Below are 22734 nucleotides of genomic sequence, written 5' to 3'. Positions count from 1 at the left end.
GTCCATCAGGCAGCAGACCTGCTCGGCTCCGTCATGGCGAATCGGCATGCATCAGTACGCCCGCGCGCGCTCACGAGTCCGCCTGCTTGTGCTCTTGGCCTCTTGCACAGCGGGCCTTGGCGCCGGCCCGGCAATGTCGCAAGCCGCAGGCGCCGACACGCCGCTGCAATGGGTGGCCGGTGATCTGCCGCCTTTCGCCTGGATAGGCAACAACGGGCCGCAGGGTTATGCGCATGAGCTCGCCATCCGCATGGCACAGCGCCTGGGCCGCCCGCTGCAGGTCAGCTACTACCCCTGGGCACGGGCGGTGAAGATGGCCAAGGAAGGCGAGTCTTACGGCATCTTCCCGCTGGCGCGCACCCCGGACCGCGAATCACACTACCGCTGGCTGATCCCGCTGATGGCCGTGAAGTACGCCTTCGTCGGCAGAGCCGATGGGCCGGCGCTGTCGCTGGAGCAGTTGCGCAAGCAGCGCATCGGCGTGCTGCGCGGCTCACCCATCATCCGCAACCTGCAGGCGGAACAGTTCACCGACATAGTCGAAGCCAAGGACTACAAGGACCTGTTGCGCCTGCTGCAGCTGAAGGCCATCACGGCCATCTATGCAGGCGCACCGATGCTGAACGCCGCGATCGACGAGTACGGTTTCGAGCGCAGCCAGTTCCAGCTCCACACGACCTTGAGCGAAGCGACGCTCTACATGGGCGCCTCGCTGAAGCTCTCCGACGCCGAGGCCGAGCGCTGGATCAGGGCCTATCAGCAGTTGCAGGCCGACGGCACGGTCGCCCGGCTCCAACAGCGCTATCTGCGCCCTTGAGCGCACGGTCCAGATGTCCGGATCCGGCCAGTCCGGCTGGGCCTGGGCGCCTATGATGAATTCATCATGGACACGCCGGACATTGCCACGCTGGATCCCGAGCATTGCTACCCCGCCCTGCTCGCCCGCGATACCCGCTTCGACGGACTGTGGTTCGTCGGCGTCTCGTCCACCGGCATCTACTGCCGGCCGATCTGCCGCGTGCGCACGCCGCGGCGCGAGAACTGCAGCTTCTACGCCAGCGCCGCCCAGGCCGAGGCCGCCGGCTACCGCCCCTGCCTGAAGTGCCGGCCCGAGCTGGCGCCGCAGGCCGGACACGCCCCCTGGAGCGTGATGGACGCCTCGCGCACGCTGGCCCGCCAGGCCGCCGACCGGCTGGAGCGCTGCGACGATCCCGAAGCCTCGATGGAACAGGTCGCTGCTGCACTGGGCATCAGCGGCCGCCATCTGCGTCGCATCTTCGTCGCCGAGCATGGCGTCTCCCCGCTGCAATACCTGCAGACGCGGCGACTGCTGCTGGCCAAGCAGCTGCTGACCGACTCCACGCTGCCGGTGACCGCGGTTGCCCATGCGGCGGGCTTCGCCAGCCTGCGGCGCTTCAATGCCGCCTTCGTCGAGCAATACCGGCTGCAGCCGAGCGCGCTGCGCAAGAGCAGCGCCGTCCGCCCGCTCGGCGCGCCGACGCTGCGGCTGGCCTACCGCCCGCCCTACGCGGTGCCGGAGCTGCTGCAGTTCCTCGCCCAGCGCGCGATTCCCGGCATCGAGTCGGTTGACATCGCTGCGCTGCGCATCGAGAGAAGCTTGCGCATCGAGCACCGGGGCCAGACGCTGCAGGGCCGCGTCGCCGTGCAGTTCGATCCACGGGCAGCGCAGCTGCTGGTCTGGCCCGATGCCGCGCTGTGGGCGGCCAGCGCCAGTCTGCTGCCGCTGCTGCGCCGCTGGCTGGACCTGGACGCCGAACCTGGTCGCATCGATGCCACGCTGGGCGCGCTGGCCGCTGACGCGCCGGGACTGCGCCTGCCCGGTTGCGTCGACCGCTTCGAACTGGCGGTGCGCGCGGTGCTGGGCCAGCAGGTCACGGTGGCGGCGGCGCGCACCTTGGCAAGCCGGCTGGTGCAACGCTTCGGCACCCCGCTGGGCGCGGACGCTGCAGCGGACGGCGGCAGCGTCACCTTGCTGTTCCCGACCCCGCCGACCCTGGCCGCGGCCCCGGTCGAGCGCATCGCCGAGCTCGGCATCGTGCGTCAGCGTGCCGAGGCGCTGCGCGCCATCGCCAGGGCCTGGCCGGAGCTAAGCTTCGCGCGCGGCGGCGGCACGGTCGATCAGGCCCGCGCCGAGTTGCTGTCACTGCCCGGTGTCGGCCCCTGGACGGCGGCCTACATGCTGATGCGCGGCTGGAGCTGGCCGGATGCTTTTCCTCCCGGCGACATCGTGCTGCGCCGGGTGCTGGCTGGCGATGCCGCGACGCCGCTGTCGAATGCAGCCGTCGATGTTGCCGCCCAGCCCTATCGCCCCTACCGCAGCTATGCGGTGCTGCACCTCTGGCGTGCCGCGGCGCTGATGAAGAAGGAAGAAGACCGTTCATGAGCAAGCCGACCGCCCTTGCCCTGCTGGCGCAGGCGCGCATCGCCACGCCGCTGGGCCCGCTGACTGCGGCACGCTCGGCGGCGGGTCTGGCCGGCCTGTGGTTCGATGCGCAACGCCACCATCCCGGCGCGATCGCTGCACCGCGGATCGACATCGCGGACGACGCCGTGCTGGCGCAGACGGCCACGCTGCTGGCCGACTACTTTGCCGGCCGGCCACTGCCGACTGAACTGGGCGGCCTGCCGCTGGCGCCGCAGGGCACGGCGTTTCAGCGCGAAGTCTGGACGCTGCTGCGCCAGATCCCCGTCGGCCACTCATGCAGCTACGCCTGGCTGGCCGGCACTCTGGGCCGCCCTGGCGCTGCGCGCGCAGTCGGCGCTGCCGTGGGTCGCAATCCGATCTCGCTGCTCATCCCCTGTCATCGCGTGCTGGGCAGCAACGGCAGCCTCACCGGCTATGCCGGTGGCCTGGCGCGAAAGCAGGCGCTGCTGGCGCTGGAGCAGCAGACCCTTGCCGCAGCCGGCTGCTGACGCCAGCTGTCAGCAGCTTTCATGCCGCCGCACCGGACAGCACACGGCGAGGCCGACAATGCGCTGAAGCGGCAGCGGCGATCCGGCCCGCCCGACCCGCAACCCAACCCGACTGACGGAGCCCCCGACCTGCCATGCGCCTTCGCCCTGCCGATCTGCTGGAACTCCTCACGCTCGCCGCGATCTGGGGGGCTTCCTTCCTTTTCATGCGCATGGGAGCTCATGAATTCGGGCCGGTCGTGCTGGCCGCGTTGCGCGTCGCTGGCGCCAGCCTCGTGCTGCTGCCGCTGCTCGGCGCCCGCCAGGGTCTGGGCGCACTTCGCAGCGATGCCGGCCCGCTGCTGATCGTGGCGCTGCTCAACAGCGCGCTGCCCTTTGCGCTGTTCAGCTACGCGGCGCTGTCCATCACTGCCGGCCTGTCGAGCATCCTCAACGCCACCACGCCGCTGTGGGGTGCGCTGGTCGCGTGGCTGTGGCTGCGCCAGGGCCTGACGCCGCTGCGCGTGCTGGGCCTGCTGCTCGGCTTTGCCGGCGTGGTCTTCCTGGCCTGGGAGCAGGCCTCGTTCAAGCCCGGCGGCAGCGGCTTCGCGGTGCTGGCCTGCCTGGGGGCGGCACTGAGCTACGGCATCGCGGCCAATTTTACGAAGAAGCGTCTCGCCCAGGTCAGCCCGCTGGCGGTGGCCACCGGCAGCCAGTTCTACGCGGCGCTGCTGCTGGCGCTGCCGGCGGCCCTGCTGTGGCCGGCGTCGATGCCCAGCGCCAGGGCCTGGCTCGGCGCGGCGATGCTGGCGCTGTTGTGCTCGGCGCTGGCCTACATCCTGTTCTTCCGCCTGATGTCGCGCATCGGCGCGACCAACACCATCGCCGTGACCTTCCTGATTCCCGGCTTCGCGGTGCTGTGGGGCTGGCTGTTCCTCGGCGAGGCCTTCACGCTGCGCATGGCGCTGGGCTGCGCCATCGTGCTGCTGGGCACGGCGCTGGCGGTGGAGCTGATCCGGCGCCGCCCGGTCAGCCCAGCTTGAACACCTGCACCGCCGTACCCAGCGTCTGTGCCTGCGCCTTCAAGGTGTCCGAGGCTGCCGCCGTCTGCTCGACCAGTGCCGCGTTCTGCTGGGTCATCTGATCCAGTTCGTGAATGGACTTGGCGATCTGCGCGATGCCCGAGGCCTGCTCGCGCGCACCGGCGGAGATGCCCTGCAGCAGCCCGCCGACCTGCTCGGTGCTGGTCACGATCTCGTGCATCGTGCTGCCGGCATCGCTGACGATGCGGCTGCCTGACTCGACGCGCTCGCCGCTGGCCACGATCAGCGACTTGATCTCGCGAGCCGCACTGGCCGAGCGCCCCGCCAGCGCACGCACCTCGGACGCCACGACGGCAAAGCCCCGCCCGTGGTCACCGGCACGCGCCGCCTCGACGGCCGCATTGAGCGCCAGGATGTTGGTCTGGAAAGCGATGCCGTCGATGACGCCGATAATCTCGCCTATGCGTTGGCTGGACGACCGGATCTCCTGCATGGTCTGCACCACCTGACCGATCACTTCGCCGCCACGGCGCGCCAGGCCCACGTTGCCCGAAGCGAGCTGCGAGGCCTGCTGCGACCCGTCCGTGGTGGTGCCGACGCGCGAGCCGATCTGCTCCATCGCAGCCGCGGTCTCTTCCAGATTGGCGGCCGACTGCTCGGTGCGCCGCGACAGATCCATCGTACCCGCCGCCACCTCGGTGGCGATGCCGATGATCGATTCAGAACTCAGGCGCACCTGAGCCACCGTCTCACGCAGCGACTGCTGCATGTCGACGAGTGCACGCATCAGCAAGGCCGTCTCGTCACGCCCCTTCACTTCGATCGAACGAGAGAGATCACCGCTGGCCATCTCCTCCATGTGGACGACCAGCGTGCGCATGCCGCCGTTGATTGCGCGATAGAAGCAATAGAAGAAATAGCCCGCTGTCAGTAGCAGCACAACGGTGAGCACATCAAAGCTGATCATCGCGCTGCGCAGCGCGGCCTCGCGCTTGGCCAGGAGCTCGTCAAGCGCCTTCGCCACGCGCGCTTGGAGCTCCTGCAAGTCCTGCAGCGCCGCGGTCGCGTCGCGCACCACGACATCAGCAGCCATAGCGCCCGGAGCTCCGGCAATCGTCTGGTCTGCTGCCTTGAAGAACGCCTCGGCACGCTGCAGACCTTCCTCAAAGCGGAGCTTCTTCAAGTCTGGGTTGAACTCGATCGCACGATGGAACTGCATCTGGATTCGATGCAGCGTGGCCTTGTCGACCGCTGTCAGGGCGGCAGCTGGCGCCAAGGTCGCTGGATTGATGCCGTCGCGGGCGAGTGTCGCCATGGCTCCGCGCGTCAGGCCCATCGCCTCCATCAATTCAGGCAGCTCGACCATGGAGACCAGCATCAGGTAGTAGCTGTCGCCGTCCGGGTCCAGCGCCAGGCCGCTGACATCGACGAAGTGCTGGATGAGGGCCTGCAACTCGCCACTGAGTTTCACGAAAGGCTTTCGCTGCTCTGCAGCCGGCGCCTTCGGGTCTATGGCTTGCACAGCTGCATGCGCAGCCTGTGTAGCCTTGATGTGAGCGTCGCCATCGCCACCGAAGTACTCATGCTGCTGCTTGACCGACGCCAGCATCGTGGCGTAGCGCTTATCGAAGTCGGCCCGCAGCGTCTGCAGATCGGGGCGCGCCTGCCCATTGGCTTGGTCAACCACCGCGCGACGCAGCAACTGCGTGGCCTGCATTGCCGGCACGATCTCCTGCACCACCGCGACACCACGACGCTCGTTGGCTGTGACCTCTATCGCCGCCAGCCGGTCGCGCGTGTAGAAGGTCAGCAACAGCAGCAGTGGCACCAGCAACAGCACGAGCACGACCGCTGCCTTGCCGGGAAACATCATCCTGCGCAACCACGTCACACCAGGTCGAAGCCAGCCGGGCGTGCTCTCGGGCATCGTTGTAATTGTTTGCTTCATTGAGGCCATCTCAAAATGATCAATTCAATCATTTTGCAATACTGACACCGGCAGGCTTCACGCGATCTGTCCTCAAGGCGTGGATTTCAACCGGTATTCGGAAGCGCTCAGTCGCGCTTGCCTGGCAGGACGGCGGCAGGGCCAGCACGAATGAGGGCCCGACTCGACGCGCATCAAGGATTGGCCTAGGCGTTCACGGCATGATGACTAAAAGCCCGGGCCAACGCCGCGGGAGGCAGGTAGCGCTCGTCAGCAAGCGGCTGTCTGACCCCGCCAGGCACGAGAAGACAGTGCCCGCACACGAGTGCCAGCGATCGACGTTTTTCTTCAAGAGTCCATGCGCGCCATCCAGCGATTCTTCGTGCTGCTGCTGCTCGGCCTGAGCGGCCTCTGGCTGCTCAGCGATGCCGTCTATCTGGACGCGCTGCCGGCCAATTTCTTCGCCTGGCGCAATCTGCTGCTGCAGTGGAGCGGCGTGCTGGCCATCGGGCTGATGAGCGTGGCCGTGCTGCTGGCGTTGCGGCCGGTGCGCGTCGAGCCCTGGTTCGGCGGGCTGGACAAGATGTACCGTCTGCACAAGTGGCTGGGCATCGCAGCGCTGATCGTCAGCGTGGCGCACTGGCTGCTGGCCAAGGCGCCGAAGTGGCTGGTCGGCTGGGGGCTGCTGGAGCGGCCCAAGCGCGGACCACGCCCGGAGATCCCCGACACCGAGTGGCTGCGCCAGTTCCTTGCCAGCCAGCGCGGCCTGGCCGAGGAGATCGGCGAATGGGGCTTCTATGCCGCGGTGCTGCTGATCGCGCTGGCACTGATCAAGCGCTTCCCTTACCGCTGGTTCTTCAAGACGCACCGGCTGATCGCGGTGGCTTTCATCGCGCTGCTGTGGCATTCGCTGGTGCTGCTGAAGTTCGAGACCTGGACGCGTTTGCAGGGTCCGCTGCTCGGCCTGCTGATGCTCGCCGCCGGCATCGCGGCGCTGCGCGTGCTGCTGCGCCGTGTGGCACGCAAGCGCCAGGTGCTCGGCGAAGTCGAGAGCCTGCAGCACCTGGAGAGCCTCAAGGTGTTGGCGCTGACCGTGCGCATGCAGGGCGAATGGCCCGGGCACGAGGCCGGCCAGTTCGCCTTCGTCACGCTGCATGAGGACGAGGGGCCGCACCCCTACACCATCACCTCGGCCTGGCAGCACGACGGTCGCATCAGCTTCGCCATCAAGGCGCTGGGCGACTACACGCGCAGCCTGCCGGCGCGCACCCAGGTCGGCGACACGGTGCGCATCGAGGGCCCCTATGGCCGCTTCAATTTCCAGGGCCCGGCGCAGCGGCAGATCTGGATCGGCGGCGGCATAGGCATCACCCCCTTCATCGCGCGGCTCAAGGCGCTGGCCGAGGCCCGCGACGGCAAGACCATCGACCTGATCCACACCACGGCAGACTACGACGAGCGCGTGATGGAGATGCTGCGCCAGGATGCCCAGGCCGCCGGTGTGGGCCTGCACATCCTCTGGGACAGCCGCGACGGCCGGCTCGATGCGCCGCGGCTGATGCAGATGCTGCCGCACTGGCGCGACGCTGAGTTCTGGTTCTGCGGGCCGGCCGGCTTCGGGCAAAGCCTGCGCAGCGCGCTGCTGCAGGCCGGGCTGCCAGCCGAGCGCTTCCACCAGGAGCTTTTCGAGATGCGCTGAATGCCGGCGCTGCGCACCGTGCGTCACCGCAAGCTGGACAGCTGATTCAGCAGCGCGTCGGCGGGCGTGGCAGGCAGAACAACTCGTCGATGCAGGTCTCGCCCTTGTAGACCTCGGTCGCGCTGCCCACATGGCGCATGCCGAGCTTGACCAACAAGGCCAGGCATGCACTGTTGCGACTGTCCGTGCGGGCATGCAGCTTGAGCACACCGGTCGTCGCATCGAGCAAGTCCAGCAGTCCGCCCAAGGCCTCGCGCGCATAGCCCAGGCCCTGATGCCCGCGCGCCAGCGTGACGCCGAACTCGGCCTCGCTGGCATCGGGCGACAGCCACAGGCCGATATCGCCGACCAGCAGCGAGGCGCTCGAAGCACTGCCGACCAGCGGGGAGGCGCTCGACGCACCGCAGCCCAGCGGCAGGGCAATGCCGAGCTGGTGCCACGCGCCGGGCCGCAGCTTCCTGTGGGCCGCTTCTTCGCGCAGGAAGGCTGTGGCCTCTTCGTCGCTCATCGGCGACCAGCCCTGGAAGCGCGCCACCAGCGGATCGCTCCGATAGGCCTGGAACTCGTGCAGATCAGCGCTCGAGAGAAGACGCAGCTGTAGCCGTGTCAGCTGCAGCGGCAGGCGTCCGAAGAATTTTCCACCGTCCTGCATGGGCTCAGGCAACATCGGCGCCGCGCTCCTGCAGCAGCTGGCGCAGGATGGCGCGATGGCAGTGCGCCTCGTCCGCGCAGTAGCAGCCCATCGACAGATTCGTCCGATGCGACAGCGCCGCAAGCAGATCCAGCGCCTGCGCCGCTGCCGGCTCGGCCATCTCGCTGCGGTACTTGCGCGTGAACGCCGCCCACTGCGCCGGCGTCTCTGCGCCCTGCCCCAGCTTCATCGTCTCGGCGCTGGGCGCCAGCGTCGGGTACCAGAGGTCGTACCAGTTCTGCGACGCGAACTCGCTCTTGGGCACACCGCGCGGCGGACGGCGGACCGTGCCCAAACGCAGGCCCTCATCGGGCTGGCGCGGACTGCCGAGGCGGAGGATGCGGATGGACATGGTGAAGAGCGCGAGGCGTGAACCGTGCGTAGCCGTCAAACGTATCGCATGGTTCACCCTGGGCGCGACACCGCTGGAGCGTCAGCGTTTCGTTCCGTCCGGCGCGAACTTCAGCAGGAACAGATCGCTGTCGCCAAGATTGGTCTTGCCGTCGAATGAGCCAGGTGTCTGGCCGGCAACGAAGGCATTGCCGCCACCATCGACGCCAACGCTGGTGACCGTCTCGTTGCCCGAAGTACCGAACTGCCGCAGCCAGAGTCTGGTACCGGACTGATCGAACTTTGCGAGGAAGCCGTCTGAAGCTCCGGCCGAGGCGGCACCCGTCAGCGTCCCCGTCGTTTCGCCGACGACCATCACATTCCCTGTCGCATCGACAGCGAGCCCCCGCGCCATCTCATCCGCACCTGAGCCAATCAGCCGCAACCAAGCCAAATGACCGGATGTGTCAAGCCTGGCGACGAAGGCGTCCTGTCCGCCGGCATTGGTCTCACCGGCAAAGGAGCCTTCCGTGCGGCCGACAACATACAGGCTGCCACCGGGTCCGATAGCGACGCCCGACGCGACATCCAGATCAGCGGTGCCGAACTGCTGCATCCACTGCGAAACGCCGTTGGCGTCATATTTCGCCACCAGCACGTCCGCCGAGCCGGCGTTCGCGCCCCCGCCGAACGTATAGCCAACGACGAATACGTTTCGCTGCGCGTCCACCGCAACACCGCTAGCGTTGTCGGTGCGAGACGTACCGAATTGCCGTCCCCACTTCAGGTTGCCGTCGCCATCCAGCTTCAACACGTAAAGGTCGGCCCCACCTCCTGCATAGGGCGCAAACAAGTCTCCCGTCGTGTAGCCGGCAGCGACAACGTCCCCGGCCGCATCGACTGCCAGCGACCGCACCATTTCATATTGACCCGAGCTGATCTGGCGTATCCACCGGCGAGAGCCGGCGCTGTCGAATTTGGCGACGAAAGCGCCTGACGCTGAATTCGGAGTGGCGCCATCGATATGGCCGTCGCTCACGCCACCGACATAGACATTGCCGGCGCCATCGACCGCCACTGCAAGCGCAGTCTCATCGGCAGCGGATCCGAACTGGCGACTCCATTGTTTGGTGCCAAAGCGGTCGTACTTGATCAGCACCGCATCGAACAGGCCGGCGCTAGGCCCGCCATCCAGGCTGCCGGCCGACGCGCCCACGAGGTAGAGATTGCCGCTGGCGTCGACGGCAACGGCGCCGACGCTGTCTGCCGATGACGTGCCGGTCTGCACCGTCCAGGGCCTCACGCGAAAGGCCCAGGAATAAGTGCTAGCAAGGCGATTCCCGGCCAAGTCAGCAATCGATGCGTCCACCTTGGCGGACAAGGTCGCGTCGGTGGGCAAACCTGCCGCTGCGGTGAAGCTGAGCGTGTTTCCGCTGCAACTGACAGTGCCAGGCACGGCTGTCGCGCCTTCCGTCACCGCCAGTGCCGAGGCGTTCACCTTGCTGCAGTCGATGGCCTCGCTGAAGGTCACGGCGACCGTTGAACTGCCTGGACTGATCGTCGCTTGATCAAGCGGACTGACGGATGAAACCACGGGCGCCAGGTGATCACCAGGAGCCCCGCCCCCACCTCCGCCGCAGGCAAGCAATGAGATGGCCGCGATCAACGCAGCAATGCGCATACGAATTCTGTACCAGTTCACCGGAGTCCTCCCTCCAATTGCGGGCCTAACCGCCGCGGCGCATGAAGCCCCCAAGCATGCACTGCACCATCGCGTCGTCCGCCCCGGACCGGTCTTTGCACCTAACGTCAAGTTGGCACTGCCGGCTGTTCCTCGGGGCGCCGCGATTCTGCCGTAGCAATCAAGCGTGCGACCCGGCGTTTTCCCCGACAACACACCGCGTTCCGGCGATCCGACATGGTCCAGCGCCGGCGGCGATAGTGGCAGGGGATCTGGGCACCCTGCCGTGCCAGCAGCCTTCGGCTTGAATGCTCAACTCAGAGCGCTGCTGCAGCCGGCGCCCAGAAATGGCCCACGCAGGCCTCGCGCACGGTGAAGGCTTCGCACTGGCTGTCGATACACGCGTACTCGTCCCGATAGTCGGCAGCGAATTCCTGCTGCGCCTCGCGGCTGCGCCAGCGGTCCAGGGTCAGGAAACGCAGCGGATGCTCGGTATCGCTCATCAGCGTCGTGCCCACATAGCCCGGCGCCTGGCGGAACAGGGCCACCCACTCGCCGTCGGGGCCATAGCTGTGCAGGAACTGCTCGCGGCAGGCCTCGTTGATCTCGAACTCCCAGATGTAGACATAGTCCATCGTCTCCCCCTTTGTTCCTGCTGCCGTACGGCGCGACGCTGCAGGCTAGCTGGCGAGCAGCTGATGCAGCCCCTGCTCGTCCAGCACCGCCACGCCCAGCTCGCGCGCCTTGTCGAGCTTGGAGCCGGCTTCGTCGCCGGCGATCACGTAGTCGGTCTTCTTGGACACCGAGCCGCTGACCTTGCCGCCGGCGGCTTCGATCAGCGCTTTTGCGTCGTCGCGGCTCAGCGTCGGCAGCGTGCCGGTCAGCACCAGGGTCTTGCCGGCCAAGGGTTGCGGGCCTTGGTTGGCAGCGGCGCCATCACTCTCTTCCCAATGCACGCCGGCGGCGCGCAGCTGCTCGACCACCTCGCGGTTGTGCGGCTGCGCGAAGAAGGTGTGGAGGCTCTGCGCGACGATGGGCCCGACGTCCTTGACCTGCTGCAGCTCCTCGACGCTGGCGGCCATCAGCCGGTCCAGGTTGCCGAAGTGACGGGCCAGATCCTTGGCCGTGGCCTCGCCGACCTGGCGGATGCCCAGCGCAAACAGGAAGCGCGCCAGCGTCGTGCGCTTGCTCTTCTCCAGCGCATCGACGATGTTCTGCGCGCTCTTCTCGGCCATGCGGTCCAGCGCCGCCAGTTTGGCCACGCCCAATTTGTAGAGTCCGGGCAGGCTGGCGACGATGCCGGCATCGACGAGTTGGTCGACCAGCTTGTCGCCCAGGCCCTCGATGTCCATCGCGCGGCGGCCGGCGAAGTGCAGCAGCGCCTGCTTGCGCTGCGCCGGGCAGTAGATGCCGCCGCTGCAGCGCCAGTCGGCCTCGCCCTCGGCGCGTGCTATCGCGCTGCCGCAGACCGGGCACTGGCCGTTCAGCCGCTTGTAGAGGTCGAAGGGCTCGCCAGCATCGGCCGGCCGGCGCTCCAGCACCACGCCGACCACCTCGGGGATCACATCGCCGGCGCGGCGCACGATCACCGTGTCGCCGATGCGCACGTCCTTGCGGCGCGCCTCGTCCTCGTTGTGCAGCGTCGCATTGCTGACCGTGGTGCCACCGACGAAGACCGGCTCCAGCTTGGCCACCGGCGTGAGCTTGCCGGTGCGGCCGACCTGGATGTCGATGTCGTTCAGCCGCGTCATCTGCTCCTGCGCCGGGTACTTGTGCGCCACCGCCCAGCGCGGCTCGCGGGTGACGAAGCCCAGGCGCTGCTGCAGCGCCAGGCTGTTGACCTTGTAGACCACGCCGTCGATGTCGAAGGCCAGCGCGTCGCGCTTGCCCGCCACCTCGTCGTGGAAACGCACCAGGCCGCGCGCGCCCTGCAGCACGGCGCGCTCAGCACATACCGGCACGCCCATCGCCTGCAGCGCATCGAGCACCTGGGCATGCGTGGCCGGCAGCTCCCAGCCCCTCACCTCGCCCAGGCCGTAGGCGAAGAAGGATAGCGGCCGCTGCGCGGCGATGCCGGGGTCCAGCTGGCGCACCGCGCCGGCGGCGGCATTTCGCGGATTGACGAAGGTCTTCTCGCCCTTCTCGCGCTGGCGCTCGTTGAGCGCCTCGAAATCGTCGCGGCGCATATAGACCTCGCCGCGCACCTCGACCACCTCGGCCGTGACGCCTTCGAGCCGCAGCGGGATCTGCTTGATGGTGCGGATGTTCTGCGTCACGTCTTCGCCGGTCTCGCCGTCGCCGCGCGTCGCGGCCTGAACCAGCACGCCCTGCTCGTAGCGCAGATTGATGGCCAGGCCGTCGAACTTCAGCTCGGCGCTGTACTCCACCGCCGGCGCCTGCTCGTCGAGCTCCAACTCGCGGCGCACGCGCGCGTCGAAATTCTCGGCGCCGCTGGCCTCGGTATCGGTCTCGGTGCGGATCGACAGCATGGGCACCGCATGGCGCACCGGCGTGAAGCCGTCCAGCACCTTGCCCAGCACACGCTGCGTCGGCGAATCGGGCGTCAGCAGCTCGGGATGCGCCGTCTCCAGCGCCTGCAGCTCCTGGTAGAGGCGGTCGTACTCGGCATCCGGCAGCTCGGGCCGGTCGAGCACGTAATAGAGATGGGCGTGGTGGTTGAGCAGGCGACGCAGCTCGGCGGCGCGTGCCGCTGGCGTCGTCGCGCCCGCTGGGACGGTTTCGGCAGCGGAAAACAGATCGGTCTGACTCATCGGCGGCATTGTGGCGCAGCTCTTCACGCGCGAGGCATTTCCGGCCGCTGCCCGGGCGCCAGCGGCGCTAGACTGAGCTGTCGCAGGAGCCCGTAGCAGCCATGCCGATGTCGCCACACACCAGTCCACTTCCCTTGCTCAGCCTGCTTCTAGCCATCTGGCTGGGCTGGGTCGCGATACAAAGCTGTGAACCGCTTCGGCCCGGCAACCGCACCCATCAGCGGCGGCAGGCTGCCGTCACGCTCTTGCTTTCGCTGTCGCTGTGGTGGCCGCAGTGGCTGGGCCTGCCGGCGCCACTCTCGACCGACGGGGCCTCGCGCATGCTGCTGTGGGCGGGCGCGGCCTGGCTGAGCTGCCTGCTGGCGGTGCGCAGTGCGCAGGTCCTGCTGAGCAAGCCGGAAGACAGCATGCTGCGCGGTTCCATCGCGCTGGCCATTGCGCTGCTGCTGCTCGGAGCGAGCAATCTGACGGCGATGCAGACGCGCAGCAGCGCGACGCTGGCCCAGCTGTCGCTGCCGCTGTTGGTCGCTTCACTATTGCAGGCAGCCGCGCTGGTGTTGCTGCTGGTGCGTGGACATGGCGGCTTGGAAGGCATGTCGGCGCCGACACAGCGGCTCTTGATCGTGCTGGGCATGCCACTGCTGCTGCTGATGATGACAGCGAGCCCTATGCTGATGCTGGGCTGGCGCGGCGTGCCGCTACCCGAGCTTCAGCCCAGCGCGCTGTCGCCCGACCTGCTGTGGCTGGGCCTCGTCGCCACCGCGGCGCTGAGCTACCTGCTGCAGAGTTCAAGGGACAGCTCGGCCAGCGACCGCGACACCATCGTCACGCTGCGCCAGCAGCAATCCAGCGATGTGCTGACCGGACTGCCCAACCGCACCGGCATCGAACGCGAGATGGCTGCGCTGGCCACACGGAGCGACAAGAGCCAGTCCTCGCTGGCCGTGATGGTCTTCAATCTGGACGGCTTCCAGTCCGTCAACAACGGCTTCGGCCACGAATTCGGCGATCTGCTGCTGCGCGAGACGGCGTCGCGGCTGCGCGGCAACTGTTCCAGCCACGAGATCTGCGGTCGGCTGGGCTCGGACGAGTTCGTGCTGCTGATGCCCGACGCGGGGGATGTGGACGCGGTGAGCGCCCGCGCGCGCCGCTTCATCCTGCTGCTGTCGCAGCCCTTCCGGGCGCTGAACCATGAGGCGGCGCTGTCCTGCTCGGTCGGCATCGCCTTCTACCCCGAGCATGGCGCGGCCAGCCGGCTGCTCGGCTTCGCCGCGCTGGCGGCACAGGACGCCAAGCGCCTAGGCGGAGCCTGCTTCGCGATCTACGACCGCAGCATGGCCAAGGACTCGCGCGGCCAGGTGGAACTGCTCACCGAGTTGCGCCAGGCGATCGCGCGCAACGAGCTCCAGCTCTTCTTCCAGCCCAAGATCGACGCCATCAGCGGTCAGGTCACTGCGGCAGAAGCGCTGCTGCGCTGGAACCACCCCAGCCGCGGCGTGGTCTCGCCGACGGTGTTCATCCCGGTGGCCGAACGCTTCGGCCTGATGCGCGAGTTGGGCAACTGGGTGATCACCGCCGCCTGCACGCAGGCGCGCATCTGGCGCGAACACGGGCTGCGCATGCGCGTGGCGATCAACCTGTCGGCCCACCAGATGCGCCAAGCCGATCTGATCGATCGCATTGCCGCGGCCTTGAAGGAGCACCGCATCCAGCCCTCCTTGCTGACCTGCGAGATCACCGAATCTGTGGCGATGGAGGACACACGTGCCACGCAGGAAACCTTCCGGCAACTCGGCGAACTGGGCGTGCACCTGTCTATCGACGACTTCGGCACCGGCTACTCCAGCCTGGCCTACCTGCGCCAGCTGCCGGCCAAAGAGCTGAAGATCGACCGCAGCTTCGTCACCGAGATAGACACCAACTCCAGCGCCCTGACCATGGTCGATGCGATCGTCCGCCTGGCCCATGCGCTGAACCTGCGCGTCGTCGCCGAAGGCGTGGAGACCGAGCGCCAGCAGAAGTGGCTGCTCAAGATCGGCTGCGACGAGTTGCAGGGCTATCTGTTCGCCAAGCCGATGTCGGCCGAGGCGCTGCTGCTCTGGGCCGCCAAGGACGAGGAATCCAAGTCGCCGGCTTTCCGCGCCTCGCTGTTCGGCGAGACGCAGCCGCAGCAGTTCAGCTGAACAGGCGGCGCGCCGCCAGCGAGCCGGCGGCCAGATCGCGCGAGGCCAGGGCCTTGTAGAGCGTGCCCAGCTCCTGGTCGATCGCAGCGAAAGCGTGCAGGTTCAGCGGCTGACCGCGGTCATCGCAGATCTCGGCCTCGAAGTCGCGCGACAAGGCGCGCGCCGCTTCCTGCCAGGCGGCGAATGGCTCCAGCGCCTCGGGCGTCTGCGGCACGTCCAGCGCCAGCGTCAGCTCGCGCAAGCTGGAGGCCTGCGGGTCCTCGGCGAGCGCGGCCTGGGCCTCGAAGGCCAGCGTCAGCACCGGCGGAGCGCCTTCGTCGTGCGCGGGCAGCACCAGACGGCCCGGCACCGCGCCGGGCACGAAGCCGTGGCGCAGCGCCATCTGCTGCACATAGCCCAAGGTCCAGGCGGCGCCGCGGGCGCGCAGACGGATCGCCAGCTGAGCGTCGTGCGCGCCAGCGAACTGGTCCAGCTCGCGGGCGCGGCCCACCACGTCCAACATGTCGGGGAACTGCGCAAAGCCGCCGATGCCGTCGGCGAAGCCCTGGATCTTCTGCACGAACTCCGAGTACTCGATCTCGTTGAGCGCACCGCTGCGGTTGGCCATCTGCACGCCAGCCTGGAACTCGCCGTAGCGACGGCCGGCCATCGGCAACTCCCATTCGCCGCTCTCGGCGTTCAGCCCCTCGATATGGAAGGGCTTGGTGCCGGCACGGCGGCTGCCGGGCAGATGCGCCAGCGCGATCTCGCCGGCGATCGGCGACTCGACGTTGATGGTGGCGATCGCGTCGATCAGCGCATCGATGCGCGTCGAGGGCTTGCGTGCCGGCTGCCGTGCCACCGCGGGCACGGTGTCGTCCAGGCTGGGCACCAGCGGCGGGTGTTCGTCGAAGGGCTCGGCCACGGCGGCCTGCGCCTCGTTCAGCGTGGGCTCGGCGCGCTCGGCGCCGGACATTGTCGGCTCGATCGGCGGCGCCATGCGGCGCGGGCCGGCGCGGCGCGCGGTCCACAGGCCATGGGCCAGCACGGCTATCAGCACGAGGCCGCCGACGATGGCCAGCCAGGCGGTCAGGCTCAGGTCCTTCATGCTCAGGCCGCCTCCGCCATGTTCAGCGCCGCTTCCATGTCCACCGCGACGATGCGCGAGACGCCCTGCTCCTGCATGGTCACGCCGATCAGTTGTTCTGCCATTTCCATCGCAATCTTGTTGTGCGAGATGAAGAGGAACTGCGTGCCCTTGCTGCTCATCTCCTTGACCAGCTTGGCATAACGCTCGGTATTGGCGTCGTCCAGCGGCGCGTCCACCTCGTCGAGCAGGCAGAACGGCGCCGGGTTGAGCATGAAGATCGCGAACACCAGCGCGATCGCGGTCAGCGCCTTCTCGCCGCCCGACAGCAGGTGGATGGTCGAATTCTTCTTGCCCGGCGGCTGCGCCATCACCTGCACGCCGGCGTCCAGCACCTCTTCGCCTGTCATCACCAGCTTGGCCTGGCCGCCGCCGAAGAGGCTGGGGAACATGCGACCGAAATGCTCGTTGACCTGGTTGAAGGTCGTCATCAGCAGTTCGCGCGTCTCCAGGTCGATCTTGTGGATCGCGTCTTCGAGCGTCTTCATCGCCGACGTGAGGTCGGCGTTTTGCGCGTCGAGGAAGGTCTTGCGCTCGCGCGCCGCAGTCAGCTCGTCCAGTGCGGCCAGGTTCACCGCACCCAGCGCGGCGATCTCGCGGTTGATGCGGTCGATCTCGCCCTGCAGGCCCCAGAGCTTGACGGCGCCGTCCTCGATGCTCTTGGCGATCGCCTCCAGGTCCGCGCCTGCGGCGGTGAGCTGCTCCATGTACTGGGCACCGCCCAGCTGCGCGGCCTGCTCTTCCAGCTGCAGCTTGGTCAGGCGTTCGCGCAGCGGCTCCAGGCTGCGCTCGAACTCCAGGCGCTGCTCCTCGGCGCGGCGCAGGCGCAGCGTCAGGTCGTCATAGCTGCTGCGTACCGCGCCCAGCTCCTGCTCGCGAGCCAGCTTCAGCGCCAGCGCCTCCTGCAGGCCAGCCTGCGCGGCGGCATCGTTGAGCGTGTCCAGCTCCTGCTGCAGCGCCGCCGCGCTCTGCGTGGCCTGCTCGATTTGCTGCTGTGCGGTCTCGATCGCACGCTGCAGCTCGCCGCGGCGCGAGGCCAGCGTGCGGGCATGGAACTGCGCTTCCTGCGCGCGGCGCTCCAGCGTGCGCAGCTGCTCGCGGGCGTCGGCCATGCGGCGCTCGGCCTGGATCACGCCGTCTTCCAGCTCGGCATGGCGCTCCTGGCTGTTGGCCAGCTGCATGTCCAGCTCTTCGAAGCGCGCCTCGCCGGTGACGCGGCGCTCCTGCAGCTCTTCCAGCTGCGCGTCGACCTCGGCCAGCTCTTCCTCCAGCTGGGCACGGCGGCTGTTCGCGGCCTCAGCCTGGCTGGACAGGCGCAGCAGCTCCACATGCAGCTGGTGCGCGCGGGCCTGGGCCTCGCTGGCTTCGCGGCGCACGGTGGCCATGCGCGACGAAGCTTCGGTGTATCCAGCCTCGGCACGCACCAGCGCGCTCTTGGCCTCGTCGGCAATCAGCGTCTGCGCGCGCAGCTCCAGCGTCAGCTGCTCGATCTCCTGCGCACGGGCCAGCATGCCGGCCTGCTCGGAATCGGGCGCATAGAAACTCACCGCGAACTGGCTCACCGCATGGCCCTGCGCGGTCATGATCAGCTCGCCGTGGCTGAGCTTGGGCCGCAAAGCCAGCGCTTCGTCCAGCGAGGCGGCGGTATAGACGCCTTCCAGCCAGTCGTTGAGCAGCGCCTTCAGCCCGGCATCGTCGAGGCGCAGCAGCTCCGACAGGCGCGGCAGCGTCTGATGCGTGTTGACCAAGACCTCGGTCGGCGTCGAGTAGAAGGCCAGGCGCGCTGGCGGCGGGTCCTGGTCGAAGGCGCGCACCGTCTCCAGCCGGCCGACCGACAGCGCATTCATGCGCTCGCGCAGCGCGGCTTCCAGCGCGTTTTCCCAGCCGGGCTGGATGTGCAGCCGCGTCCACAGGCCCTGCAGTCCTTCCAGCCCATGCTTGGCCAGCCAGGGCTTGAGCTTGCCTTCGGTCTGCACCTTTTCCTGCAGCGCGCGCAGCGCGTCCAGGCGCGCAGCCAGCTCGGACTGGCGCGCACTCTGTGCGTTGGCATCCTGCTGCGCTGCGCGGCGCGCCTCTTCCAGCGCGGGCAGCTGCTCGGAGAGCTCGTGCAGCCGCGCGTCGGCCAGCTCGCGCGCCTCGTCGGCCGCCTCGCTCTGGCGCTTCAGTTCGTTCAGGCGCTCGGCGTCGGGCGCGGCCAGGCCCTGGCGCTCGCCGGCCAGGCGCTCGCGCCGCGTGCGCAGCGCACGGGTCTGCTCGTCCAGGCTGCGGCTCTCGGCGGCCAGCACCTGGATCTGCTGCTGCACCTGCACCACCTGGGCGCGCTGCTCGTTGGCGCGCGCCTGCGCGGCGCGCAGCAGGTCTTCGACGCCGGGCAGCTGGCCGGTCTGTTCCTCGGCCTGAGCGGCGAGGATCTCGCTCTGCTCCTCGGCCGCGGCGATCTGCTCGCCAATCGTCTCCTGCTCGGCGCGGGCCTCGTCGGCGCGCTCGGCCCATTGCCGGCTCTGCGCGGCCAGCTCGGCCTGGCGCGCCTCGACGCGGGCGCGGCCCTCGACGACGTAGCGGATGCGCTCTTCGAGCTTGCTGACTTCCAGCTGCGCCTCGGCCATGCGGCCCTGCGCGGCATGCAGCTCGTCGCCGGCGGCGTAATGGGCCTGGCGGATGGTCTCCAGCTCGGCCTCGACATGGCGCAGCTCGGCAAGGCGCGACTCCAGCGCATTGGTCGCCTGGGCGTGCTCGCTCTTCACGCGCGTCTCTTCGCTGGCGGCGTCGCGGTGCTTGAGGAACCACAGCTGGTGCAGTTTGAGCAGCCCCTGCTCCTGCAGCTGGCGGTAGGTGGCCGCCACCTCGGCCTGCTTCTCCAGACGCTCGAGGTTGCTGGTGAGCTCGCGCAGGATGTCTTCGACGCGGGTCAGGTTCTCGCGCGTGTCCTTGAGCCGGTTCTCGGTCTCGCGGCGGCGTTCCTTGTACTTGGAGACGCCGGCGGCTTCCTCGAGGAAGAGGCGCAGCTCTTCGGGCTTGCTTTCGATGATGCGGCTGATCGTGCCCTGGCCGATGATCGCGTAGGCGCGCGGGCCCAGGCCGGTGCCGAGGAACACGTCCTGCACATCGCGGCGACGCACCGGCTGGTTGTTGATGAAGTAGCTGCTGGTGCCGTCGCGGGTCAGCACGCGCTTGACCGCGATCTCGGTGAACTGGTTCCACTGGCCGCCGGCGCGGGCCAGCGTGTTGTCGAAGATCAGCTCGACGCTGGCGCGGCTTGCCGGCTTGCGGTTGCCGCTGCCGTTGAAGATCACATCCTGCATGGACTCGCCACGCAGCTCGGAGGCCTTGCTCTCGCCCAGCACCCAGCGCACCGCGTCCATGATGTTGGACTTGCCGCAGCCGTTCGGCCCGACGACGCCGACCAGCTGCCCCGGCAGCTGGAAGTGGGTCGGTTCGGCAAAGGACTTGAAGCCCGAGAGCTTGATCGAGTTCAGGCGCATTGAGAGGGGATCAGACCGCGACTAAGCCTTTGATTTATTTGCAGAAAAGCCCCGATCACGGGGCTCTTCACGGGGCCGGATGATACCATCCGACCTCTGTCGAAATCCGGCTGCGCGCGTCCCCTCCCTCGCCTGCAGCCACGCTGTCAAGAACATGGCCAAGAACACCCCCGCCTCCTCCGCCAAACCTGCCCGCAGCAAGCCCGCCGCCAAGGCGGCCGCGCCCAAGACGCCCAAGGCACAGCAAGCCGCGCCCAAGATGCGCGAGATGCCGCCCAACCCGCCGTCGCGCCCGAGCAAGGAACTGCATGTGTTCCCCAACCCGGCGCCCGAGCGCGACTATGTGATCCAGTTCCAGGTTCCCGAGTTCACCTGCCACTGCCCGCTGACCGGCCAGCCTGATTTCGCGCACTTCACGATCGACATGATCGCGGACAAATACTGCGTCGAGCTGAAGAGCCTGAAGATGTACTTCTGGAGCTACCGCGACGAAGGCGCCTTCCACGAGAAGGTGACCAACACCATCCTCGAAGACATCGTGAAGGTGACGAACCCGCGCTTCATCCGCATCACCGCCAAGTGGTATGTGCGCGGCGGCATCTACACCAATGTGGTCGTCGAGCACCGCAAGAAGGGCTGGAAGCCCGCGCCGCGCGTGGACCTGCCGGCGCACGGCTTCGAGACCGGCCTGCTGCGCTGATCAGGAAGGCCGCCCAACGATGAGCCACGCTGCCCAGGCGCCGCACAACCCCTTGCTGGACAAGCTGCACCCGTACCCGTTCGAACGTCTGCGCGCGCTCACCAAGGACATCACGCCCAACCCGGCTTACAAGCCGATCAGCCTGGGCATCGGCGAACCCAAGCATCCGGCGCCGGCGCTGATCGGCGAGGCGCTGATGGCCAGCCTGAAGAGCCTGTCGGCCTATCCACCCACGGCCGGCGACCCGGCGCTGCGCGCCGCAGCCTCGGCCTGGCTGCAGCGCCGCTATGGGCTCAATGTCGACCCGGCCACCGAGATCCTGCCGGTCAACGGCTCGCGCGAGGCGCTGTTCTCACTGGCGCAGACCGTGATCGATCCGACGCGCCCGGGCGCCACCGTGGTCTGCCCCAATCCCTTCTATCAGATCTACGAGGGCGCAGCGATCCTGGCCGGCGCGCAGACCGCCTTCGCCAACAGCGACCCGGCGCGCAATTTCGCCGCCGACTGGCGCCAGATCGACGAGGCCACCTGGGCGAAGACGCAGCTGCTCTACACCTGCTCGCCCGGCAACCCCACCGGCGCGGTGATGCCACTATCGGAGTGGAAGGAGCTGTTCGAACTGTCGGACAAGTACGGCTTCGTCATCGCGTCGGACGAGTGCTATTCGGAGATCTACTTCCGCGACGAGCCGCCGCTGTCGGGTCTGGAAGCCGCGGCCAAGCTGGGCCGCAGCGACTTCCGCAACCTGATCGCGCTGACGAGTCTCTCCAAGCGCTCCAATGTGCCGGGCCTGCGCTCGGGTTTCGTCGCCGGCGACGCCAGCATCATCAAGCGCTTCCTGCTCTACCGCACCTACCACGGCAGCGCGATGAGTCCCATCGTGCAGGCGGCCAGCATCGCCGCCTGGGGCGACGAGCAGCACGTCATCGACAACCGCGCGCAGTACCGCGCGAAGTTCGCCCAGGTGACGCCGCCGCTGGCCGAAGTGCTGGACGTGGCGCTGCCCGATGCCAGCTTCTACCTGTGGGCCGGCGTGCCTGGTGGCGACGACATCGACTACGCGCTGCAGTTGCTCGCTCAATACAATGTCGCAGTGCTGCCTGGCAGCCTCCTGGCGCGAACCGCCCATGGGGTGAATCCGGGCGCGGGCCGCATCCGCATGGCCCTGGTCGCCGAGGTGGACGAATGCCTCGAAGCCGCCCGTCGCATCGTCGAGTTCACCCGCTCGTACCGCCCTTCTTCCTCTTCCGCATCCTCTTCTTCTCTTTGAGTCTTTCCCCATGACCCAACAACTGCAATCCGTCATCGAGCTGGCCTGGGACGGCCGTGCCACCCTGAACCCCGCCAACGCGCCTGAAGTGCGCGAGGCCGTCGAGCATGTGATTGCCGAGCTGGACGCCGGTCGTCTGCGCGTCGCCGAGCGCCAGGGCGTGGGCCAGTGGACCGTGCACCAGTGGGTGAAGAAGGCGGTGCTGCTGTCCTTCCGCCTGAACGACAACAAGCTGATGGGTGCCGGCGACCTGACCTTCTTCGACAAAGTGCCCAGCAAGTACGGCCAGATGGACGAGGCCGCGATCCGCGCCAGCGGCGTGCGCGTGGTGCCGCCGGCCGTGGCCCGCCGCGGCAGCTTCCAGGCCAAGAACGTGATCCTGATGCCGTCCTTCGTGAACATCGGCGCCTATGTCGATGAAGGCACGATGGTCGACACCTGGGCCACCGTCGGCTCCTGCGCGCAGATCGGCAAGAACGTGCACTTGAGCGGCGGTGTGGGCATCGGCGGCGTGCTGGAGCCGCTGCAGGCCAACCCGACCATCATCGAGGACAACTGCTTCATCGGCGCGCGCTCGGAAGTGGTCGAAGGCGTGATCGTTGAAGAGAACTCGGTGATCTCGATGGGCGTCTACATCGGCCAGAGCACGCCGATCTACGACCGCGAAACCGGTACCGTGAGCTACGGCCGCGTGCCGGCCGGCTCGGTGGTGATCAGCGGTTCGCTGCCCAAGGATGGCGGCAAGTACAGCCTCTACGCTGCCATCATCGTGAAGAAGGTCGACGCCGGCACCCGCGCCAAGACCAGCATCAACGATCTGCTGCGCGACTGATGGACCACCCCCTACGCGCTGCGCGCGCCCCCTCGAGGGGGCACGTCCGTAGGACCGGCGGAGCCGGATCCTCGGACGTCGCTCGG

At 68.1% G+C, this 22734-nt stretch carries 17 protein-coding genes; 9 read left to right on the top strand and 8 right to left on the bottom strand.

Annotation, left to right across the window (positions count from 1 at the left end; all coding sequences use genetic code 11):
• The first annotated feature begins 133 nt into the window (after positions 1 to 133).
• The 4 genes from AC2EBS_RS04145 to AC2EBS_RS04130 all read left to right on the top strand — a co-directional run bounded on the left by AC2EBS_RS04145 (position 134) and on the right by AC2EBS_RS04130 (position 3956).
• Positions 134 to 817 (top strand): substrate-binding periplasmic protein, encoded by a 684-nt coding sequence (locus AC2EBS_RS04145; RefSeq protein ID WP_484727100.1) that lies wholly within the window; start codon positions 134 to 136, stop codon positions 815 to 817.
• A 66-nt stretch (positions 818 to 883) separates the two neighbouring features.
• Positions 884 to 2404, top strand: coding sequence for a DNA-3-methyladenine glycosylase 2 family protein (locus AC2EBS_RS04140; RefSeq protein ID WP_484727099.1), 1521 nt, complete (start codon positions 884 to 886; stop codon positions 2402 to 2404).
• Positions 2401 to 2934 carry a methylated-DNA--[protein]-cysteine S-methyltransferase gene (locus tag AC2EBS_RS04135; RefSeq protein WP_484727098.1) on the top strand — a complete coding sequence of 178 codons (534 nt, stop codon included), beginning with the start codon at positions 2401 to 2403 and terminating at the stop codon, positions 2932 to 2934. Before AC2EBS_RS04140 ends, AC2EBS_RS04135 begins: the two co-directional genes overlap by 4 nt.
• Positions 2935 to 3068: 134 nt before the next feature.
• Positions 3069 to 3956, top strand: coding sequence for a DMT family transporter (locus tag AC2EBS_RS04130; RefSeq protein WP_484727097.1), 888 nt, complete (start codon positions 3069 to 3071; stop codon positions 3954 to 3956).
• On the opposite strand, the gene AC2EBS_RS04125 is transcribed toward AC2EBS_RS04130, so the two are convergent.
• Positions 3943 to 5883 (bottom strand): methyl-accepting chemotaxis protein, encoded by a 1941-nt coding sequence (locus AC2EBS_RS04125; RefSeq protein ID WP_484727096.1) that lies wholly within the window; start codon positions 5881 to 5883, stop codon positions 3943 to 3945. The genes AC2EBS_RS04130 and AC2EBS_RS04125 overlap by 14 nt on opposite strands.
• 358 nt (positions 5884 to 6241) lie before the next feature.
• Between AC2EBS_RS04125 and AC2EBS_RS04120 the strand changes: the two genes are divergently transcribed.
• Positions 6242 to 7582 (top strand): ferredoxin reductase family protein, encoded by a 1341-nt coding sequence (locus AC2EBS_RS04120; RefSeq protein WP_484727095.1) that lies wholly within the window; start codon positions 6242 to 6244, stop codon positions 7580 to 7582.
• Positions 7583 to 7628: 46 nt separating this feature from the next.
• Here AC2EBS_RS04120 and AC2EBS_RS04115 read toward each other — a convergent pair whose 3' ends face one another.
• From AC2EBS_RS04115 to ligA, 5 genes are all read right to left on the bottom strand, one after another.
• Positions 7629 to 8249 carry a GNAT family N-acetyltransferase gene (locus AC2EBS_RS04115; protein ID WP_484727094.1) on the bottom strand — a complete coding sequence of 207 codons (621 nt, stop codon included), beginning with the start codon at positions 8247 to 8249 and terminating at the stop codon, positions 7629 to 7631.
• Positions 8239 to 8625, bottom strand: a complete 387-nt coding sequence (locus AC2EBS_RS04110) for a DUF488 domain-containing protein (protein WP_484727093.1) — start codon at positions 8623 to 8625, stop codon at positions 8239 to 8241. Before AC2EBS_RS04110 ends, AC2EBS_RS04115 begins: the two co-directional genes overlap by 11 nt.
• Before the next feature lie 81 nt (positions 8626 to 8706).
• A complete protein-coding gene (locus AC2EBS_RS04105) occupies positions 8707 to 10305 on the bottom strand; it encodes an SBBP repeat-containing protein (RefSeq protein WP_484727092.1) in 1599 nt (532 codons plus the stop codon).
• A 296-nt stretch (positions 10306 to 10601) separates the two neighbouring features.
• Positions 10602 to 10919, bottom strand: a complete 318-nt coding sequence (locus AC2EBS_RS04100) for an antibiotic biosynthesis monooxygenase family protein (RefSeq protein WP_484727091.1) — start codon at positions 10917 to 10919, stop codon at positions 10602 to 10604.
• Between the two features lie 45 nt (positions 10920 to 10964).
• Entirely contained in the window at positions 10965 to 13055 is a 2091-nt protein-coding gene (ligA, locus tag AC2EBS_RS04095; protein WP_484727090.1) for an NAD-dependent DNA ligase LigA, read from the bottom strand.
• Between the two features lie 245 nt (positions 13056 to 13300).
• Here ligA and AC2EBS_RS04090 point away from each other — a divergent pair, with 245 nt between their 5' ends.
• A complete protein-coding gene (locus AC2EBS_RS04090) occupies positions 13301 to 15238 on the top strand; it encodes a putative bifunctional diguanylate cyclase/phosphodiesterase (RefSeq protein WP_484727089.1) in 1938 nt (645 codons plus the stop codon).
• Here AC2EBS_RS04090 and AC2EBS_RS04085 read toward each other — a convergent pair.
• Positions 15231 to 16325: a cell division protein ZipA C-terminal FtsZ-binding domain-containing protein gene (locus tag AC2EBS_RS04085; RefSeq protein ID WP_484727088.1), complete on the bottom strand. Its 1095-nt coding sequence runs from the start codon at positions 16323 to 16325 to the stop codon at positions 15231 to 15233. The two genes, AC2EBS_RS04090 and AC2EBS_RS04085, sit on opposite strands and share 8 nt — an antisense overlap.
• Positions 16326 to 16327: 2 nt before the next feature.
• Positions 16328 to 19846: a chromosome segregation protein SMC gene (smc, locus tag AC2EBS_RS04080; protein ID WP_484727087.1), complete on the bottom strand. Its 3519-nt coding sequence runs from the start codon at positions 19844 to 19846 to the stop codon at positions 16328 to 16330.
• A 268-nt stretch (positions 19847 to 20114) separates the two neighbouring features.
• On the opposite strand from smc, the gene queF reads away from it, so the two are divergent.
• From queF to dapD, 3 genes are read left to right on the top strand one after another with little or no spacing between them, the layout of a single operon-like run.
• Complete coding sequence (queF, locus tag AC2EBS_RS04075) at positions 20115 to 20546, top strand: preQ(1) synthase (protein WP_484727559.1); 432 nt, start codon at positions 20115 to 20117, stop codon at positions 20544 to 20546.
• Between the two features lie 19 nt (positions 20547 to 20565).
• Positions 20566 to 21816: a succinyldiaminopimelate transaminase gene (dapC, locus tag AC2EBS_RS04070; RefSeq protein ID WP_484727086.1), complete on the top strand. Its 1251-nt coding sequence runs from the start codon at positions 20566 to 20568 to the stop codon at positions 21814 to 21816.
• Positions 21817 to 21826: 10 nt separating this feature from the next.
• Positions 21827 to 22648 (top strand): 2,3,4,5-tetrahydropyridine-2,6-dicarboxylate N-succinyltransferase, encoded by an 822-nt coding sequence (dapD, locus tag AC2EBS_RS04065; protein WP_484727085.1) that lies wholly within the window; start codon positions 21827 to 21829, stop codon positions 22646 to 22648.
• Positions 22649 to 22734 lie beyond the last annotated feature (86 nt).

Source organism: Roseateles sp. T103 (assembly GCF_057219915.1).
The sequence above is the reverse complement of the archived record's forward strand: the minus strand, read 5'-3'. Positions and strand labels throughout refer to the sequence as shown.

Bases quoted from the DNA above. Each gene is read 5' to 3' on its own strand.
- AC2EBS_RS04135 (WP_484727098.1), top strand. From the start codon at position 2,401: ATGAGCAAGCCGACCGCCCTTGCCCTGCTGGCGCAGGCGCGCATCGCC.
- AC2EBS_RS04145 (WP_484727100.1), top strand. From the start codon at position 134: ATGTCGCAAGCCGCAGGCGCCGACACGCCGCTGCAATGGGTGGCCGGT.
- dapC (WP_484727086.1), top strand. From the start codon at position 20,566: ATGAGCCACGCTGCCCAGGCGCCGCACAACCCCTTGCTGGACAAGCTG.
- AC2EBS_RS04130 (WP_484727097.1), top strand. From the start codon at position 3,069: ATGCGCCTTCGCCCTGCCGATCTGCTGGAACTCCTCACGCTCGCCGCG.
- AC2EBS_RS04120 (WP_484727095.1), top strand. From the start codon at position 6,242: ATGCGCGCCATCCAGCGATTCTTCGTGCTGCTGCTGCTCGGCCTGAGC.
- queF (WP_484727559.1), top strand. From the start codon at position 20,115: ATGCCGCCCAACCCGCCGTCGCGCCCGAGCAAGGAACTGCATGTGTTC.
- AC2EBS_RS04085 (WP_484727088.1), bottom strand. From the start codon at position 16,325: ATGAAGGACCTGAGCCTGACCGCCTGGCTGGCCATCGTCGGCGGCCTC.
- AC2EBS_RS04100 (WP_484727091.1), bottom strand. From the start codon at position 10,919: ATGGACTATGTCTACATCTGGGAGTTCGAGATCAACGAGGCCTGCCGC.
- AC2EBS_RS04125 (WP_484727096.1), bottom strand. From the start codon at position 5,883: ATGCCCGAGAGCACGCCCGGCTGGCTTCGACCTGGTGTGACGTGGTTG.
- dapD (WP_484727085.1), top strand. From the start codon at position 21,827: ATGACCCAACAACTGCAATCCGTCATCGAGCTGGCCTGGGACGGCCGT.
- smc (WP_484727087.1), bottom strand. From the start codon at position 19,846: ATGCGCCTGAACTCGATCAAGCTCTCGGGCTTCAAGTCCTTTGCCGAA.
- AC2EBS_RS04140 (WP_484727099.1), top strand. From the start codon at position 884: ATGGACACGCCGGACATTGCCACGCTGGATCCCGAGCATTGCTACCCC.
- ligA (WP_484727090.1), bottom strand. From the start codon at position 13,055: ATGAGTCAGACCGATCTGTTTTCCGCTGCCGAAACCGTCCCAGCGGGC.
- AC2EBS_RS04115 (WP_484727094.1), bottom strand. From the start codon at position 8,249: ATGTTGCCTGAGCCCATGCAGGACGGTGGAAAATTCTTCGGACGCCTG.
- AC2EBS_RS04110 (WP_484727093.1), bottom strand. From the start codon at position 8,625: ATGTCCATCCGCATCCTCCGCCTCGGCAGTCCGCGCCAGCCCGATGAG.